This is a genomic window from Bacteroides caccae, from assembly GCF_002222615.2.
Classification (GTDB): Bacteria; Bacteroidota; Bacteroidia; order Bacteroidales; family Bacteroidaceae; genus Bacteroides; species Bacteroides caccae.
The window spans coordinates 4296693-4311891 of sequence record NZ_CP022412.2; the positions used below are offsets into that span (position 1 = coordinate 4296693).

Here is a 15199-nt window from a genome sequence, read left to right on the forward strand (position 1 = left end):
ACGGAAAGTTGCCTGCCGGATAGCTGAATAGCCTTATTAAAAAAGTATGCTATTCGTTGAGTGCAGCTATATACAGAGTTTCATAAATAGATGAATATCGTTGGTTTATCAATCAATTACAATTACGCTACAAAGATAGCAAATCTTACTTCATATCCCAATGTGGTACGGTATTGGCAGATTATTTATAGTAAGGAAATACTTTAAAGGTATTAATTACAAGATTAATAAATTGATTTATAAAGATATACCCTATTCCAAAGCAAAAGAATGATGCTATCCAATCATTCCCTTTTGAAAAAAGGCATATCATTTTGAAAAGAGTAACAATCGATAAATAATCAGACAACGATGAAAGTTTGCAAATTTGAAAAAATTAAAGATGAAGATGATATCAAGCAAGTTATCAACTGTATCCGGCAGGAACACCCTTATGTGGCCGTACTTCCTGTATTGACACAGTTGCAAGAATGGATGCAGGCTATCTCCGCCAGTTGGTTCCACGAAGAAGACGAAGCTTCTCATACCACAGTTAATGCTATCGAAGAATATTGTTATAGCCTGACCAATCATCTCATCACAGAACCGCAATTGAATCAGGATATGAAAATCCGTATCCGAGAGTGCATAAAGAAGATACATGCATTGGTAGAGGACAAAGCTGATTTACTGATTGATAAAACAATAAAAGCTGAAATATACGGACTGTCCAGTGATTTATTCACTTACAGCTTGCGCCAACAGGGATTTCATGCCCAAACGCTGGATACCGGTAAATTTATGCAAATCAACCTGGAAAGAAAACCGGATATCCCCTATATCCAGGAAACTGTCCGTCAATATATTGACGAAAACCAAGATTTCGACATTTTTGTCGCCCCGCTCTCTATCTGTAAGAATGTATATGGTGAAATAGACTTCATGAGCGAAAGGCGTAACGACTACTACGCAACAGTACTCGCTACCATTTTTCAAGCGGACGAAATAGTCTTATCCACCCAAATCAATCATATCTATGCAAACCGGAACTGCCGGAGAGAGCAGCACTCACTGACCTATACGGAAGCCGAACAACTGATTAACAGCGGAGTTTACCTGCTCTACACAGACTGCATCACCCTTGCGGCACGCTCCAATATGGCTATCCGCCTGACAGATATCCACGACCTGACAACCGAACGGCTCTATATCTCCTCTCATGACACAGGAGGCAGTGTCAAAGCAATACTTTCACAGGACTCGGCCACCTTTGTACGCTTTACGTCATTAAACGTATTGCCCGGCTATCTGCTAATGGGGAAACTACTGGAAGTCATCAACAAATATCAAATAAACGTCGTTTCAATGGCCTCATCCAACGTATCTATCTCCATGATGCTGACAGCCAGCAGTGATACCCTGCGAATAGTCCAAAGGGAACTGCATAAGTATGCCGAAATGGTCATAGACGAAAATATGTCCGTGATACACATCATCGGCTCACTTCACTGGAAACGCACCCAGGTAGAAAGCCACATCATGGACACTATCAAGGACATTCCCGTATCTCTCATTTCTTATGGGGGAAGCGACCACTGCTTCACGTTATCTGTGCACACCACAGATAAAAACAAGCTTATCAACTCACTGTCCAGACAATTCTTCGGCAACCAGTGCGCAGCCTGACCCGAAAAAAATACCGGGGAGCAGATTTATCCACTCCCCGGCATTTTTTCTTTTCACTTTTATCCATACGTATTGACATTTTATTACCAACAAGCTAATAAAACTTCAATGACGTTCATTTACAAAATCCATACTATCCAAAACTGAAAGGAAAGGCGCTTTCATCGGATAAAGCAATCAATCCATTTTTTCGTTGAATACAAATTTTGTTCTCTCTTGCCAGCCAACCAGCAGCCAATGCTGTACTCTCTACGCTAAGGTTTAATCTTCTCGCCAATTCTGGTATTGAAATTTCACCAATTTCCTTTAGGGCACACCAGACCTTTCCGGCGTTCGTCCCTACTATTCTTTTATCCATGGCTATTATTTATTTAATAATTTGGTTACAATATAGCGATTTTAGTAATAGATTATAACCAAAAGAGCGTTTTTTATTTCAGGTTTTGACATTATTTAAAACATTAAAATCCATATCACCGCAAACGGTTAAAAATATGGTCATTTTATATACATTTATACCATACTTAAATACACGAAATATTAAAATAAATTATCAAACGAAGAAATAGAAAAGCATCGTCAACAAATAGATATTCTACAAATAAGCAATATCGGACAAGTCTGTTCCCTTTTTTACCAGTACCTTTGCATAGTGAAATAACAATCAAACTATGCAACAGAAGAAAACAACGAAAGAAGAGTATCAAAAGTGCGTAAATGTCGTAGTGGAATATATCAATCAGCATTTAGGAGAAGAGATTGATTTAAAATCGCTGGCCAAGGTTTCTAATTTCTCTCCTTTTTACTTTCACCGGATAATGAAAGCATTTCTCGGTGAACCGATTGGTACGTTTATTGTCCGGACGCGGACAGAAGCTGCCGCACGCCTGCTCCGTTACTCGGATATCCCGATTGCCGATATAGCCTATCGCATCGGATATTCGTCCCCCTCTTCATTGTCGAAAGTATTCAGGCAGTTTTATGGGATTTCACCTTTAGAGTATCGAAACAATAAAAACTTTGTAATTATGAAACCAGCGATTATCAGACCGGAATTGGAACTGAAAAGTGAGATTAAAAATGTACCTGCAAGAAATGTGATTTATATCCGCCTGTCCGGCGACTACAAACTGAATGATTATGGCGGCACCTGGGGACGGTTGTGGCAGTTTGTCAAAGAACAAAACCTGCCAATAGGGGATTTCAACCCGCTTTGCATCTATCACGACGACCCCAAAGTGACACCTGCCGAGAAGTTGCGTACAGATGTATGCATGGTAATGCCTGTTCAGGTAGCGCCTAAAGGCGACGTAGGATTCAAGACGCTTCCTGCCGGACGTTATGCCATTTTCCTTTATAAAGGGTCGTATGACAATCTGCAAGCAGTGTATGATACTATTTACGGAAAATATCTGCCTGAAATGGAATGTACGTTGCGCGACGAAGCCAGTGCCGAACGTTATCTGAACGACCCGTGCAAAACGGCTCCCGAAGAGTTGCTGACGGAGATTTATATTCCCGTGGAATAAAATGAAGTAAGAAGAATAAAATGCAGGTGTGCCGTTTCGTCTTGGCACACCTGCATTAACCTACTCATTCCATTCCCGATGAATGAGAATTACGACATACAGATAATCTTCCTCTCCTCGGAAACAGGAGTGATAATTTGAATGTATTGTAAAAATGGGACATTCTTTTATTTAAAGAAAACCATTTGCGCGATTGAAGGCATAGTTTCGTCCAACATGCTTTCGCCGGTGAAGTTCCAAGAAACCCGGTTATCATAAGAATCGAGCGCAAGCCAATTGAAAGAAGCGGCACTGAAATAACCAACTCCGCAGAAAAGCACCCAGGCCGTTTTTCTATCTGTCGGTTCGCCCACCTCACATCGTATGCGGAATATCCAGTGATCCCTCGCATACAGAGACGGATTCAGTTCGAGTCCCGTCTGCACCAGATTCCCCGAATAAATTTCTCTTGAAGACATTTCCTCTGATGAAATATCCAGTAAGGAAACGACCAGATTATCCGACAGAGTTGTGAAACCGGCACTTTTCAGTTCTATAGGTGAATCATCATTAATCCGGTCTACGAATATCTGGCTACTTGTACACATCACTACATAGTCCACCGTATGAGAAGAAATAGCTTGCGAAATTTTTTCATTCAGCCGGAACAGACTTTTTTCGTACCTCGATGCACTTAGGGAATTCACTGCGTTCAGTTCTTCAAGGTCGGAATTCGTGATGTAAGACAGAACGGTGCTTTTCTTGTTCGGATTAATGTAATACTTCTGAACCGGTTCGCTGATATCTACGAATTTATTCAGGACATGAACATCGGACTCGTAAGAATTACCCGCCTCGGCAGGAGTGTCAATAACAAAGCTGTCGCTACATCCACACAACAGGACGAGAAAAAGTAAAAAGCCTAGTTTAGTTAATTGCAGATTCTTCATAACATACAGGATTTGGTTATCTTTTCCTATTTCATAAAATAGTTTAGTCTTATGGCAGCAAAGTTATGGGAAAGAAAATAAAAAAGTCTTGAACGAATTCAAGACTGCAGCTGATTTATATAGGATATAAATATTATTAACAATAATTCCCACTATCGTGCCAATGGTGGCAGGATAGCAGGAAACTTTTTCTTTAGATAACGGAAAGTCCGTATTCGTAGGCATCGGACATTGCATTGTAATCTGCGTCCGAGTAAGCGCCTTTGTCCCTGGCTTTCTGCATATCCTTCATAAAGGATTCTACGGAAGAGAGAAAACTCTGATAGTTTTTCAATTCTTCGTCATAGCCGGTAACGGCAGGAAGTTTCTTTGCGGCTTCCAGTTCCTTTTTCAATTCTGCCATTTTCACGTCAATCCGCATACCGTCCATTACGTGTTTACGGGAGTAGAGGTTCATGATGCTTTGTACGGTGCCCGACATTTTACGCATAGCCATTATCTGGTCTTTCAACGGCTCGTCGGCGAGAAGTTCCTTTTCCGCCTGTTCAGTCAGAGGGCTTAATATATCGAAAATCACTTGTTTATATTCGGACATCGCTACACTCAACTGATAGTTCTCTTCCAAAAGTTTAGTGGTTTCCGCCTTTTTGTTATCCTTCCGGTAAGACAGGAATTTATCAAAGTTAGCGTAGAACCGTGCTCTCGAAGTAAATAATCCCCTGTAATTCTGTATCAGATTCTGACGGACTTCATCGTTGAAGTAGACACCCGGATTCATTAGTTCCGCAGTATCCCTGACCGAGACTTCCGGTGGCGCAATCGGAGCTACTTCGGGCACTTTCCCTGTCTGCTCCATATATCCCAATACCGCATTTATATCTTTTGCATTAGCTACATGCCTCAAAACAATGAGTGATGTATGATAATAGTTTATCACTTTACTGGCGTCGTCCAACTCTTCAGGAGTAGCCGAGGACGCAACCTGCTTCTTGTTCCCTCCCGAACAAGAAGCCAGCAAGAAAGCACCAACAAGTGCCCCTAACAATAAGATTCTTTTCTTCATAATGTTCAGTTTATTAAGTCTTTCGTACTATAACAATAAAAATCGTTTTTTGTTATAACCAAACAATACATATCGGATAAGTTAAAAAAGAACAGGAAAGTCCCAGATATTATCGACAATGATTAAGGAATAAACAATCAAAAAGGTATAAAAACAAAAAATGGCTACTCATCGCGAGCAACCAATCTTTTGTTAACCTTAAATCTAATACTTATGAAAAAAACACAGTACAAAGGTACTAACTTCCACATAAATAGCAAATTTCAGCTCCCAAACAAGCAATAATATAACACGGTTTAATACTCGCCGAATCGCATTAACATTTCAGACTTTACACGTTAACATTTAACATATTCATTCACAATCTGGGAAACGAAAAGCCTGAAGAATAACCAACACTCATTATTTTCAATGTTCGCTCAAATTTAAGGGCATAAAAAAAGGCTATCTATCCCAGACAGCCAATCTTTTGTTAACCTTAAATCTAATACTATGAAAAACACAGTACAAAGATACGGACTTTCGGCTTATCTCCAAATTTATCGGGCAAAATGGGGTATCTTATAACATGGTTTAATAGAATCGGAATCCGATTAACATATAAACAGAACAACGTTAACATTTAACAGTTTTCTTAAATATATAGGAGCGAAAAACTAAGAGAGATGCAAAAGTTTTCAAACTGGTTATCGAATCTTATTAAAGAGAGTTTAAGGTAAGTAACAAATCCTCCACCCGCTTGTTTAGGATAGAAGGTAACCATCAAATTCTCATTATATGAATAGATTCGAAAATAAGGCAGTCATCATCACCGGTGCTGCCGGCGGCATTGGCGAAGCAACCACACGCCGCATTGTTTCTGAAGGCGGTAAAGTAGTCATTGCCGACCACTCCAAAGAAAAAGCGGAGCAACTTGCTGCCGAACTCACTCAATCGGGGGCTGACGTACGTCCCATTTATTTCTCCGCTACCGAACTGCAAAGCTGCAAAGAGCTGATTGACTTTGCAATGAAAGAGTACGGACAAGTGGACATATTGATTAACAACGTAGGCGGAACCGACCCAAAACGTGACTTGGGTATTGAGAAACTGGATATTAACTACTTCGATGAAGTATTTCATCTGAACCTCTGCTGCACCATGTATCTCTCCCAACAAGTGATTCCTATCATGGTGGCGCACGGCGGCGGAAATATCGTAAACGTGGCATCTATCAGCGGAATGACTGCCGACGCCAACGGAACTTTATACGGAGCCAGCAAAGCAGGTGTCATCAACCTGACTAAATATATCGCCACCCAACTGGGCAAGAAGAATATCCGTTGCAACGCCGTAGCACCCGGACTGATACTGACTCCCGCCGCTCTGGATAATCTGAATGAGGACGTCCGCAACATCTTTTTGGGACAATGCGCCACGCCTTATTTGGGTGAACCGGAAGATGTGGCAGCTACCATTGCCTTTCTCGCCTCGAATGACGCCCGGTATATCACCGGACAAACAATCGTCGTAGACGGCGGACTGACCACCCATAATCCAACCGTGGAATTATCATAAAACAATATCGAACGGTACATCGCACGCCTCAAGTAGTTAAGTACAAACGGACAGCCTGCCCCGTCTATGCAGCAGAGATGATTTTAACTTCCGGTGATAAGGTATTTGCAGCTAAGTCAATCGGATATAGCAGCCCGGAGGGAAGCTACGGAAATATAACAGAGGACACTTCTTTACCCACAACTGCACTACATATCATTAAAAACATAATGATATATATCCAATAACAGGATTACATATATCATCAAAATTAAACTTTGCTGTGCCACACTTCTACCACCCCGTTGGCACAGTCGTGCCATGCCTATGTCACAGTTGTGACAGCACGTTGGCACTGTTGTGACAATGGGGTGGCACAAGCATAGCGTTTGACGGTATCCGAACAGCATATATTAATCTACATTATACTCATTATGAAAAAGCCAACATTCATCTTTATTCTGTTATCCTTCATCACAATGTATACCAACAGACAGATAACAAATATCATTAAAAGAAAGAAATATCGACAATCAAACAATAGTTTCGTTCAACAAATACTAACTTTACAACGTTTTTAATATAAAGAACGGACAGCATGATTGTTAGAACGCTACTGGATACAGATCTCTATAAGTTTACCACATCGTACGCTTATATCAAACTATTTCCCTATGCAATGGGGAAATTCAGCTTCCATGATAGAAATGAGACTGAATATACTGAAGAATTTCTGGAAAGACTTAAAAATGAAATTGATAAGCTAAGCCGATTGAGACTTACAGAAGAAGAACTGGAATACATGACACGAAATTGCCGGTTCCTTCCGAGAGTTTATTGGGAATGGCTGTCATCTTTCCGCTTTCATCCGGATAAAATCAAGATACATTTGGACGAAGCACATCATCTTCACATCGAAGTCAGTGATTTCCTCTATAAAGCTACCCTGTATGAAGTACCTTTACTTGCCATTGTATCCGAAATAAAGAACCAGTTCTTCGGCAATGTAGCCGATATGGACGAAATCTTATGCAAATTATCGGAGAAAGTGGAACTGTCCAATCAACATCGGTTACGTTTCTCGGAGTTCGGTACGCGGCGGAGATTTTCTGTCCATGTACAGGAAACGGTTATCAGAAAATTAAAAGAAACGGCGCAGTATTGCACAGGCACTTCCAACTGCTATTTTGCAATGAAGTACGACATGAAAATGATGGGTACTCACCCGCATGAGTGGTTCATGTTTCATGGAGCGCAATTCGGATATAAACACGCCAACTACATGGCACTCGAAAACTGGGTGAATGTTTATGACGGTGATTTGGGCATTGCCTTATCCGATACTTATACTTCCGGTATCTTCCTCAGCAATCTCAGCCGCAAACAGGCGAAACTGTTTGACGGTGTCCGCTGCGATTCCGGCAACGAATTCAGGTTTATAGACAGTCTGATATCCCGTTACAAAGAACTGGGAATTGACGCGACTACCAAGACTATCGTTTTCAGCAATGCCCTTGATTTCACAAAAGCACTGGAGATTCAGGAATATTGCAGGAACAAAATCCGCTGTTCCTTCGGCATCGGGACAAATCTCACCAATGATACCGGATTCGAACCTTCAAACATCGTTATGAAACTGACACAATGCAAGATGAACGTCAATCAGGAATGGCGGGAATGTATCAAGCTATCCGACGACGAAGGTAAACATACCGGTAGTCCGGAAGAAGTACAGGCATGTCTGTATGAATTGAGACTGAATTAGCTTATTTCCCTGCTATCGCTTTATCAAAACGGCTATCCATACAAGCACTGATATCCGTTGTGACAAACTTTCCTTCATAAAACAAGCTGAATATCGTAGCCGGAGTAGGTGCAGCCTGTACCTGCTCCATTGTCTCCAGTTTTATAATCGTCAAAGGAAGATTTCTTTTGGCAGCGGTTTCCTTTAAAGAACTCATCACATGAAATTCTGCAAACGGACAACGGTTGGAGAAATAAACAGTGATACCCTTTTTATCAGGGCACTCTCCTGTTCGTGCAGATTCATTAAACGTCGGATTCGGAGCATCAACATTCAATTTCTTCACTAACAGACTAAATCCAGTCGGAAGCTGTTCGCAAGCAACAAATCCTTGTCTCAACAGCCATTTGGTATCACTCATAAAATGAAACTTCTTTGTTCCTACCACAGTCACCAAACCGTCCTTGCCTTGCTGCAAGGCATCATCTATCGCAGTTTGGAGCAGAGCTTTCGCATACCCTTTTCCTTTATATTGCCCGGCTACCCAAAAGCAGTTTATCAACAGATAATTATCAGCCTTCACAGGAACCCATCCGTTTTCGGCCGGACCATATTCGATAAATACTTTCGCACGCTCATTCAAACGACGAAAAACATACCCGTTTTCAAATCGCCTCTTCAGCCATTCCTTTTTCAGGTTATAACTTTCCAGACATTTCTTATCCGAGAAAGCGCAGCAGATATGTTCTTTTTCTATATTGTCTTTGGTAAGCGTGATAAAGTCGATGTTCATGGTAACTTGTTTTTTTATTAAATCAATATTATTTAGTGGGAAGTGAGGTACGAACATAAAAAAAGGAGCAACGCCTTGCTCCAACCTTTGTTAACCTTAAATCTAATACTATGAAAAACACATTGCAAAGATACGGACTTTCCGGTTATCTGCAAATTATCCAAATAAAAAAGTATGTTTCATAACATGATTTAAAACTTTCTGAGAAATAGTACTTGTTTTATTAATACTTTTTCAAGATTTGAATCCCTTCACGGCTCTTTCCAGTCTTTCCAAAGTCAGTTCGCCGGATTGCCGCCAAAGTTGTTGTCCTTTTCTTAAAAGGATAAATGTAGGCGTTGCTTCGATGGTGTAGAAATCCGTAAGGGCAGTTTCCTGGTCTACATCTACTTCCACCACTTCGATCGTGCCTTCCATTAATTTCTTAAATTCCTCAACAACAGGTTTCATACGCTGGCAATGAGGACACCATGTTGCATAAAATTCCGCCATTACCCAATCGGCATTAGCCAGCTTCTCTTGATTCCGTTCTTCACGGGCTACTTTCTTCTCTTTCATAATTGATTACTGTTTGATTAATAATTGCTACTTCAACAATGCGAAAAGAAAGAAAGTTTAAAGGGTAAACAATAATACACACAGATTTAACTATTAAATCCACTTACATTTACCTTATTTCGTTTCTGATATCCGAACAAGCGTCCATTGCACAAAAAAGCAACTTTCGTGCAAAAAGAGAACACTCTATTCAAAATTTATTTATCTTTGCCGCCGAAATGGTTCGGAATCCGTAGCCAACGGACGACGATTAATAGGGAATCGGGTGCAAATCCCGAACAGTCCCGCTGCTGTGAAGCTCAGTTCAATGTCTTATAAATGAACTAATTTGACGCCACTGATGTTCTATCGGGAAGGCAAATAAGACAAGAGTCAGTCAGAAGACCTGCCACTTCACGTAAAACGTTCTTTCGCCTCGTGGATTAGGAGAAAGGACATCGTTTGTTAAGCCCCAAATCAGGAAAATACTGTGTTTTCATCAGGTGGAGTATGTCCGCAAGGTGGGAAGACACAAAATAAGTATGTACTTAATTTAGAAAAGTATGATAAAAAGAATCTTAGTAGCCAATCGCGGTGAGATAGCCGTGAGGGTGATGCGCTCCTGCCGGGAGATGGAAATAACGAGTATCGCGATATTTTCCGAGGCAGACCGGACTGCAAAGCATGTGCTCTACGCAGACGAAGCATATTGTGTAGGTCCCGCCGCATCTAAAGAGAGTTATCTGAATATAGAAAAAATCATCGAAGTGGCGAAAGCGAACCACGCAGACGCCATTCATCCGGGATATGGATTCCTGTCCGAGAATGCGGCTTTTGCACGACGCTGTCAGGAAGAAGGCATTATCTTTATCGGTCCCAATCCGGAAACAATGGAAGCAATGGGCGACAAGATTTCCGCCCGCATCAAAATGATTGAAGCCGGAGTGCCCGTTGTGCCCGGCACACAAGAAAACCTGAAAAGTGTGGAAGAAGCTGTGGAGCTTTGCAATAAAATCGGTTATCCGGTGATGCTGAAAGCCTCTATGGGTGGCGGTGGAAAAGGGATGCGCCTTATCCACAGCGCAGAAGAAGTGGAAGAGGCCTATACAACTGCCAAAAGCGAATCTCTTTCTTCTTTCGGTGACGATACGGTTTATCTGGAGAAGTTCGTGGAAGAGCCTCATCACATCGAGTTTCAGATTCTGGGTGACAAACACGGAAATGTAATTCACCTTTGCGAACGCGAATGTTCCGTGCAACGCCGCAATCAGAAGATTGTGGAAGAAACTCCTTCGGTTTTCGTCACTCCGGAATTGCGGAAAGATATGGGAGAAAAAGCGGTGGCTGCCGCCAAAGCCGTCAATTATATCGGTGCGGGAACGATCGAGTTTCTGGTAGACAAGCACCGCAACTATTACTTCCTCGAAATGAATACCCGCCTGCAAGTGGAACATCCCATTACGGAAGAAGTAATCGGTGTAGACCTCGTAAAAGAGCAGATTAAGGTAGCCGACGGACAGGTTCTCCAACTGAAACAGGAAGATATCAAACAGCGCGGACACGCTATCGAATGCCGTATCTGTGCCGAAGATACAGAAATGAATTTCATGCCGAGTCCGGGAATCATCAAGCAGATTACAGAACCGAACGGTATCGGAGTGCGTATCGACAGCTATGTGTACGAAGGATACGAGATTCCGATCTATTATGACCCGATGATTGGCAAACTGATTGTGTGGGCAACTAACCGCGAATATGCTATCGAACGGATGCGTCGCGTGCTTCATGAGTACAAGCTGACCGGAGTCAAGAATAATATCAGTTACCTGCGTGCTATTATGGATACGCCCGATTTCGTAGAAGGTCATTATGATACCGGATTCATCGCCAAGAACGGCGAACACCTGCATCAGTGTATCATGCGAACCAGCGAACGTGCCGAGAATATTGCACTGATTGCCGCCTACATGGATTATCTGATGAATCTTGAAGAGAACAGCGGCGACGCTACCGACAACCGTCCTATCAGCAAATGGAAAGAATTCGGATTGCATAAAGGCGTACTTCGTATCTAATTAAAAAAAGCAGTTAATTATGGAAATTCATATAGGTGACCGGGTGGCCGAAGTGGAACTGGTCAGCAAGGAAGATAATAAAGTGGTACTTACCATTGACGGAAAGCCGTTTGAAGCGGACGTGGTAATGGCAGAAAACGGAACCTGCAACATCCTTATGGACGGTCGCAGCGCAAACGCGCAGCTCATCCGCAAGGAGAACGGGAAAAGCTATAAAGTGAACACGCATTACAGCAGTTTCAATGTTGAAATCGTAGACAGCCAAGCGAAGTACCTGCGTATGCGCAAAAAAGGTGAGGACGAACAGAACGACCGCATCACTTCTCCCATGCCGGGAAAAGTAGTAAAAATTCCCGTAACGGCAGGACAGGAAGTAAAAGCGGGAGACACCGCTATCGTTATCGAAGCCATGAAGATGCAGAGCAACTATAAAGTGACTTCGGATTGCCGTATCAAAGAAATTCTGGTTCAGGAAGGCGATAACATCACCGGTGACCAGACATTAATAACATTAGAACCGATTGCATAACACTAAAAAACGGATTGCATCATGGAAGAAATAAACAAAGCATATGCCACGTTCCGGGAACGTGACCGCATCGCTTCCCTCGGCGGGGGCGTTGAGAAGATAGAGAAACAACACGAAAGCGGCAAGATGACTGCACGCGAACGTATCGAGATGTTGCTCGATAAAGGGACATTTGTTGAACTGGACAAACTAATGGTTCACCGTTGCACTAACTACGGCATGGACAAGAACAAGATTCCGGGAGACGGTATCGTATCCGGCTACGGAAAGATTGACGGTCGCCAGGTATTCGTTTACGCCTATGACTTCACCGTTTGCGGCGGTTCACTGTCCGCTTCCAACGCGAAAAAGATTGTGAAGGTGCAACAGTTGGCTTTAAAGAACGGTGCTCCGATTATCGCATTGAACGATTCAGGCGGTGCACGCATACAGGAAGGTATTGAAAGCCTTTCGGGATATGCCGACATTTTTTATCAGAACACAATGGCAAGCGGCGTGATTCCTCAAATCTCCGCCATTCTCGGTCCCTGTGCCGGTGGTGCCTGCTACTCTCCCGCCCTCACGGACTTTATCTTTATGGTGAAAGAAAAGAGCCACATGTTTGTGACGGGGCCTGACGTAGTGAAGACCGTTATCCACGAGGAAGTAAGCAAGGAAGAACTGGGTGGTGCCATGACTCACAGCAGCAAAAGCGGAGTGACTCATTTTATGTGTAACACCGAAGAAGAATTGTTGATGAGTATCCGCGAACTGCTTTCGTTCCTGCCGCAGAATAATATGGACGAAACTAAAAAGCAGAACTGCACGGATGAAACCAACCGTGAAGATGCCGTTTTGGACACTATCGTTCCGGCAGACCCGAATGTTCCTTATGATATGAAAGATATCATCGAGCGAGTGGTAGACAACGGCTATTTCTTTGAAGTTATGCCGAATTTTGCCAAGAATATCCTCATTGGTTTTGCACGTCTGGCAGGTCGTTCGGTAGGTATCGTCGCCAATCAGCCTGCCTACCTTGCCGGAGTGCTCGATATTGATGCCAGCGACAAGGCGAGCCGTTTCATCCGTTTCTGCGACTGTTTCAACATTCCGTTGATTACTTTCGAAGATGTTCCGGGCTTCCTTCCGGGATACACGCAGGAAAATAACGGTATCATCCGCCACGGCGCGAAAATCGTTTATGCATTCGCGGAAGCTACCGTTCCCAAACTGACCGTTATCACCCGTAAGGCTTACGGCGGTGCATACATTGTGATGAACTCCAAGCAGACAGGCGCAGACGTAAACTTTGCCTATCCAAGTGCGGAAATCGCAGTAATGGGGGCAGAAGGCGCGGTAAATATCCTGTTCCGCAAAGCGGATGCAGAGACTAAGGCGAAAGAACTGGAAGCCTACAAGGAAAAGTTCGCCACTCCGTATCAGGCTGCCGAGCTGGGATTCATCGACGAAATCATCTATCCGAGACAAACCCGTAAACGTCTGATTCAGGCATTGGAAATGACAGAAAACAAGATGCAGACGAATCCACCTAAAAAGCATGGAAATATGCCCTTATAACAACTAGATAGGTACTTGTCAAAGTACCACCACCAAAAACGGACTTACACAAATTCTGAAGAATGTCATTCTGAGAGTCTACGTAAGTCCGTTTTTTTATTACATTAAATAAGGAGTGAGATACTTCACCAGGAAATAACCGCCTACTACCAGCCAAATATAAAGAAGAAATGCCAGGACAAAAGGTTTCGCCCCCGCTTTTCTGAACTTGTCAATGCTTGTTTCTGTCCCAAGTGCAGTCATAGCCATTGTCAGCAGGAAAGTATCCAGTGTATTGATCCCCGCAACCAACTGCGCAGGCAGCAAATCAAAAGAGTTAAAAGCGATAACTCCCATAAAGCCGATTGCAAACCAGGGAATGGCAATCTTCTGAAATTTCTGCCCTTTCTGTACTTGTTTCTTTCTCGCTCTTGCCACCATATAAGTAGTAATCAAAAGCACCGGAACCAGCATCATCACCCGAATCATCTTCACTATTATTGCCGAATCCGAAATACCGTTTCCCATTGCGTCACCCGCTCCCACCACATGAGCCACTTCATGAAGAGTAGAGCCTGTATAGATTCCCATTTGGTCGGGAGTGAGCGCACAAATTCCATTACGGTAGAGGAAAGGATATAAAAACATAGAGATAGTACCGAAGATTACCACGGTAGAAACGGACACTGCCGTCTTATAAGGTTTTGCTTTAATAGTAGACTCCGCACCGAGAATGGCGGCAGCCCCGCAAATACCACTTCCGATAGAAGTGAGCAACGCAATACCCCTGTCCATTTTCAATAACTTACCGAGATAAATACCACCACAAATAGTCACCACCACAATAATAACATCAATCAACATAGCAGGCAATCCGATAGCCAGCACATCCTGAAAAGTCAATCTGAAACCATAGAGGATAATACCGATACGCAGAATCTTTTTCGAACAGAACTGTATGCCCGGCACCCAAGTTTCGGGAAGATTATTCCGCAAGCTGTTAGCATAGAGCATACCCAAAATGATACCTACAATCATCGGACTGAAAGAGAGACTTCTCACGAAAGACATCTCACCAATGTAAAACGCCGCACAAGAGAACAGTGCTATCAACAAGACACCGTGCAACATGCTGCTTCTTTTTTCGTTGAACATAAATTACTAGATTTTAGTGATACTGAATTTATTACTCTGTTTATTACTCTGCAAAGGAAGCCATTTTTCATCAAACCGGTTCACAGTATTTTTTTATACCGGATAATC

General features: G+C 42.6%; 13 protein-coding genes and 1 riboswitch. Of the genes, 7 read left to right on the forward strand and 6 right to left on the reverse strand.

What is annotated here, in order from left to right; genetic code table 11:
* Positions 1–351: 351 nt before the first annotated feature.
* Complete coding sequence (locus tag CGC64_RS17560) at positions 352–1665, forward strand: amino acid kinase family protein (protein ID WP_005679502.1); 1314 nt, start codon at positions 352–354, stop codon at positions 1663–1665.
* A 133-nt stretch (positions 1666–1798) separates the two neighbouring features.
* On the opposite strand, the gene CGC64_RS17565 is transcribed toward CGC64_RS17560, so the two are convergent.
* The gene (locus CGC64_RS17565) at positions 1799–2023 is read right to left on the reverse strand and encodes a winged helix-turn-helix domain-containing protein (protein ID WP_005679503.1); all 225 of its coding nucleotides are present in this window, start codon (positions 2021–2023) and stop codon (positions 1799–1801) included.
* Positions 2024–2336: 313 nt separating this feature from the next.
* Between CGC64_RS17565 and CGC64_RS17570 the strand changes: the two genes are divergently transcribed.
* Positions 2337–3194 (forward strand): AraC family transcriptional regulator, encoded by an 858-nt coding sequence (locus tag CGC64_RS17570; RefSeq protein ID WP_005679504.1) that lies wholly within the window; start codon positions 2337–2339, stop codon positions 3192–3194.
* Between the two features lie 167 nt (positions 3195–3361).
* On the opposite strand, the gene CGC64_RS17575 is transcribed toward CGC64_RS17570, so the two are convergent.
* Entirely contained in the window at positions 3362–4123 is a 762-nt protein-coding gene (locus CGC64_RS17575; RefSeq protein WP_005679505.1) for a hypothetical protein, read from the reverse strand.
* A gap of 193 nt (positions 4124–4316) precedes the next feature.
* Positions 4317–5186 carry a DUF6845 domain-containing protein gene (locus CGC64_RS17580; RefSeq protein ID WP_005679506.1) on the reverse strand — a complete coding sequence of 290 codons (870 nt, stop codon included), beginning with the start codon at positions 5184–5186 and terminating at the stop codon, positions 4317–4319.
* A gap of 777 nt (positions 5187–5963) precedes the next feature.
* Between CGC64_RS17580 and hdhA the strand changes: the two genes are divergently transcribed.
* Both hdhA and pncB read left to right on the forward strand, forming a co-directional pair.
* Positions 5964–6743, forward strand: coding sequence for a 7alpha-hydroxysteroid dehydrogenase (gene hdhA / locus CGC64_RS17585; protein WP_005679507.1), 780 nt, complete (start codon positions 5964–5966; stop codon positions 6741–6743).
* A 577-nt stretch (positions 6744–7320) separates the two neighbouring features.
* The gene (gene pncB, locus CGC64_RS17590) at positions 7321–8487 is read left to right on the forward strand and encodes a nicotinate phosphoribosyltransferase (protein ID WP_005679508.1); all 1167 of its coding nucleotides are present in this window, start codon (positions 7321–7323) and stop codon (positions 8485–8487) included.
* 1 nt (position 8488) lies between these two features.
* Here pncB and CGC64_RS17595 read toward each other — a convergent pair whose 3' ends face one another.
* Both CGC64_RS17595 and CGC64_RS17605 read right to left on the reverse strand, forming a co-directional pair.
* On the reverse strand, positions 8489–9259 hold the full coding sequence (locus CGC64_RS17595) for an N-acetyltransferase (protein ID WP_032855551.1): 771 nt from the start codon (positions 9257–9259) through the stop codon (positions 8489–8491).
* A gap of 234 nt (positions 9260–9493) precedes the next feature.
* On the reverse strand, positions 9494–9817 hold the full coding sequence (locus CGC64_RS17605) for a thioredoxin family protein (protein WP_005679510.1): 324 nt from the start codon (positions 9815–9817) through the stop codon (positions 9494–9496).
* Between the two features lie 202 nt (positions 9818–10019).
* Positions 10020–10224: riboswitch (cobalamin riboswitch) on the forward strand.
* Between the two features lie 135 nt (positions 10225–10359).
* Between CGC64_RS17605 and accC the strand changes: the two genes are divergently transcribed.
* The 3 genes from accC to CGC64_RS17620 are packed head-to-tail and all read left to right on the forward strand — an operon-like array spanning position 10360 to position 13957.
* Positions 10360–11871: an acetyl-CoA carboxylase biotin carboxylase subunit gene (gene accC, locus CGC64_RS17610; RefSeq protein ID WP_005679511.1), complete on the forward strand. Its 1512-nt coding sequence runs from the start codon at positions 10360–10362 to the stop codon at positions 11869–11871.
* Between the two features lie 19 nt (positions 11872–11890).
* Complete coding sequence (locus tag CGC64_RS17615; protein WP_005679512.1) at positions 11891–12400, forward strand: acetyl-CoA carboxylase biotin carboxyl carrier protein subunit; 510 nt, start codon at positions 11891–11893, stop codon at positions 12398–12400.
* 21 nt (positions 12401–12421) lie between these two features.
* Positions 12422–13957, forward strand: coding sequence for an acyl-CoA carboxylase subunit beta (locus tag CGC64_RS17620; RefSeq protein WP_005679513.1), 1536 nt, complete (start codon positions 12422–12424; stop codon positions 13955–13957).
* A 99-nt stretch (positions 13958–14056) separates the two neighbouring features.
* On the opposite strand, the gene CGC64_RS17625 is transcribed toward CGC64_RS17620, so the two are convergent.
* Entirely contained in the window at positions 14057–15091 is a 1035-nt protein-coding gene (locus CGC64_RS17625; RefSeq protein ID WP_005679514.1) for a YeiH family protein, read from the reverse strand.
* Between the last annotated feature and the right edge of the window lie 108 nt (positions 15092–15199).

Excerpts from the sequence above, each read along its gene's own strand:
- hdhA (WP_005679507.1), top strand. The coding sequence starts at position 5,964 with ATGAATAGATTCGAAAATAAGGCAGTCATCATCACCGGTGCTGCCGGC.
- CGC64_RS17625 (WP_005679514.1), bottom strand. The coding sequence starts at position 15,091 with ATGTTCAACGAAAAAAGAAGCAGCATGTTGCACGGTGTCTTGTTGATA.
- CGC64_RS17595 (WP_032855551.1), bottom strand. The coding sequence starts at position 9,259 with ATGAACATCGACTTTATCACGCTTACCAAAGACAATATAGAAAAAGAA.
- CGC64_RS17620 (WP_005679513.1), top strand. The coding sequence starts at position 12,422 with ATGGAAGAAATAAACAAAGCATATGCCACGTTCCGGGAACGTGACCGC.
- CGC64_RS17570 (WP_005679504.1), top strand. The coding sequence starts at position 2,337 with ATGCAACAGAAGAAAACAACGAAAGAAGAGTATCAAAAGTGCGTAAAT.
- CGC64_RS17605 (WP_005679510.1), bottom strand. The coding sequence starts at position 9,817 with ATGAAAGAGAAGAAAGTAGCCCGTGAAGAACGGAATCAAGAGAAGCTG.
- CGC64_RS17560 (WP_005679502.1), top strand. The coding sequence starts at position 352 with ATGAAAGTTTGCAAATTTGAAAAAATTAAAGATGAAGATGATATCAAG.
- CGC64_RS17580 (WP_005679506.1), bottom strand. The coding sequence starts at position 5,186 with ATGAAGAAAAGAATCTTATTGTTAGGGGCACTTGTTGGTGCTTTCTTG.
- accC (WP_005679511.1), top strand. The coding sequence starts at position 10,360 with ATGATAAAAAGAATCTTAGTAGCCAATCGCGGTGAGATAGCCGTGAGG.
- CGC64_RS17575 (WP_005679505.1), bottom strand. The coding sequence starts at position 4,123 with ATGAAGAATCTGCAATTAACTAAACTAGGCTTTTTACTTTTTCTCGTC.
- CGC64_RS17565 (WP_005679503.1), bottom strand. The coding sequence starts at position 2,023 with ATGGATAAAAGAATAGTAGGGACGAACGCCGGAAAGGTCTGGTGTGCC.
- CGC64_RS17615 (WP_005679512.1), top strand. The coding sequence starts at position 11,891 with ATGGAAATTCATATAGGTGACCGGGTGGCCGAAGTGGAACTGGTCAGC.
- pncB (WP_005679508.1), top strand. The coding sequence starts at position 7,321 with ATGATTGTTAGAACGCTACTGGATACAGATCTCTATAAGTTTACCACA.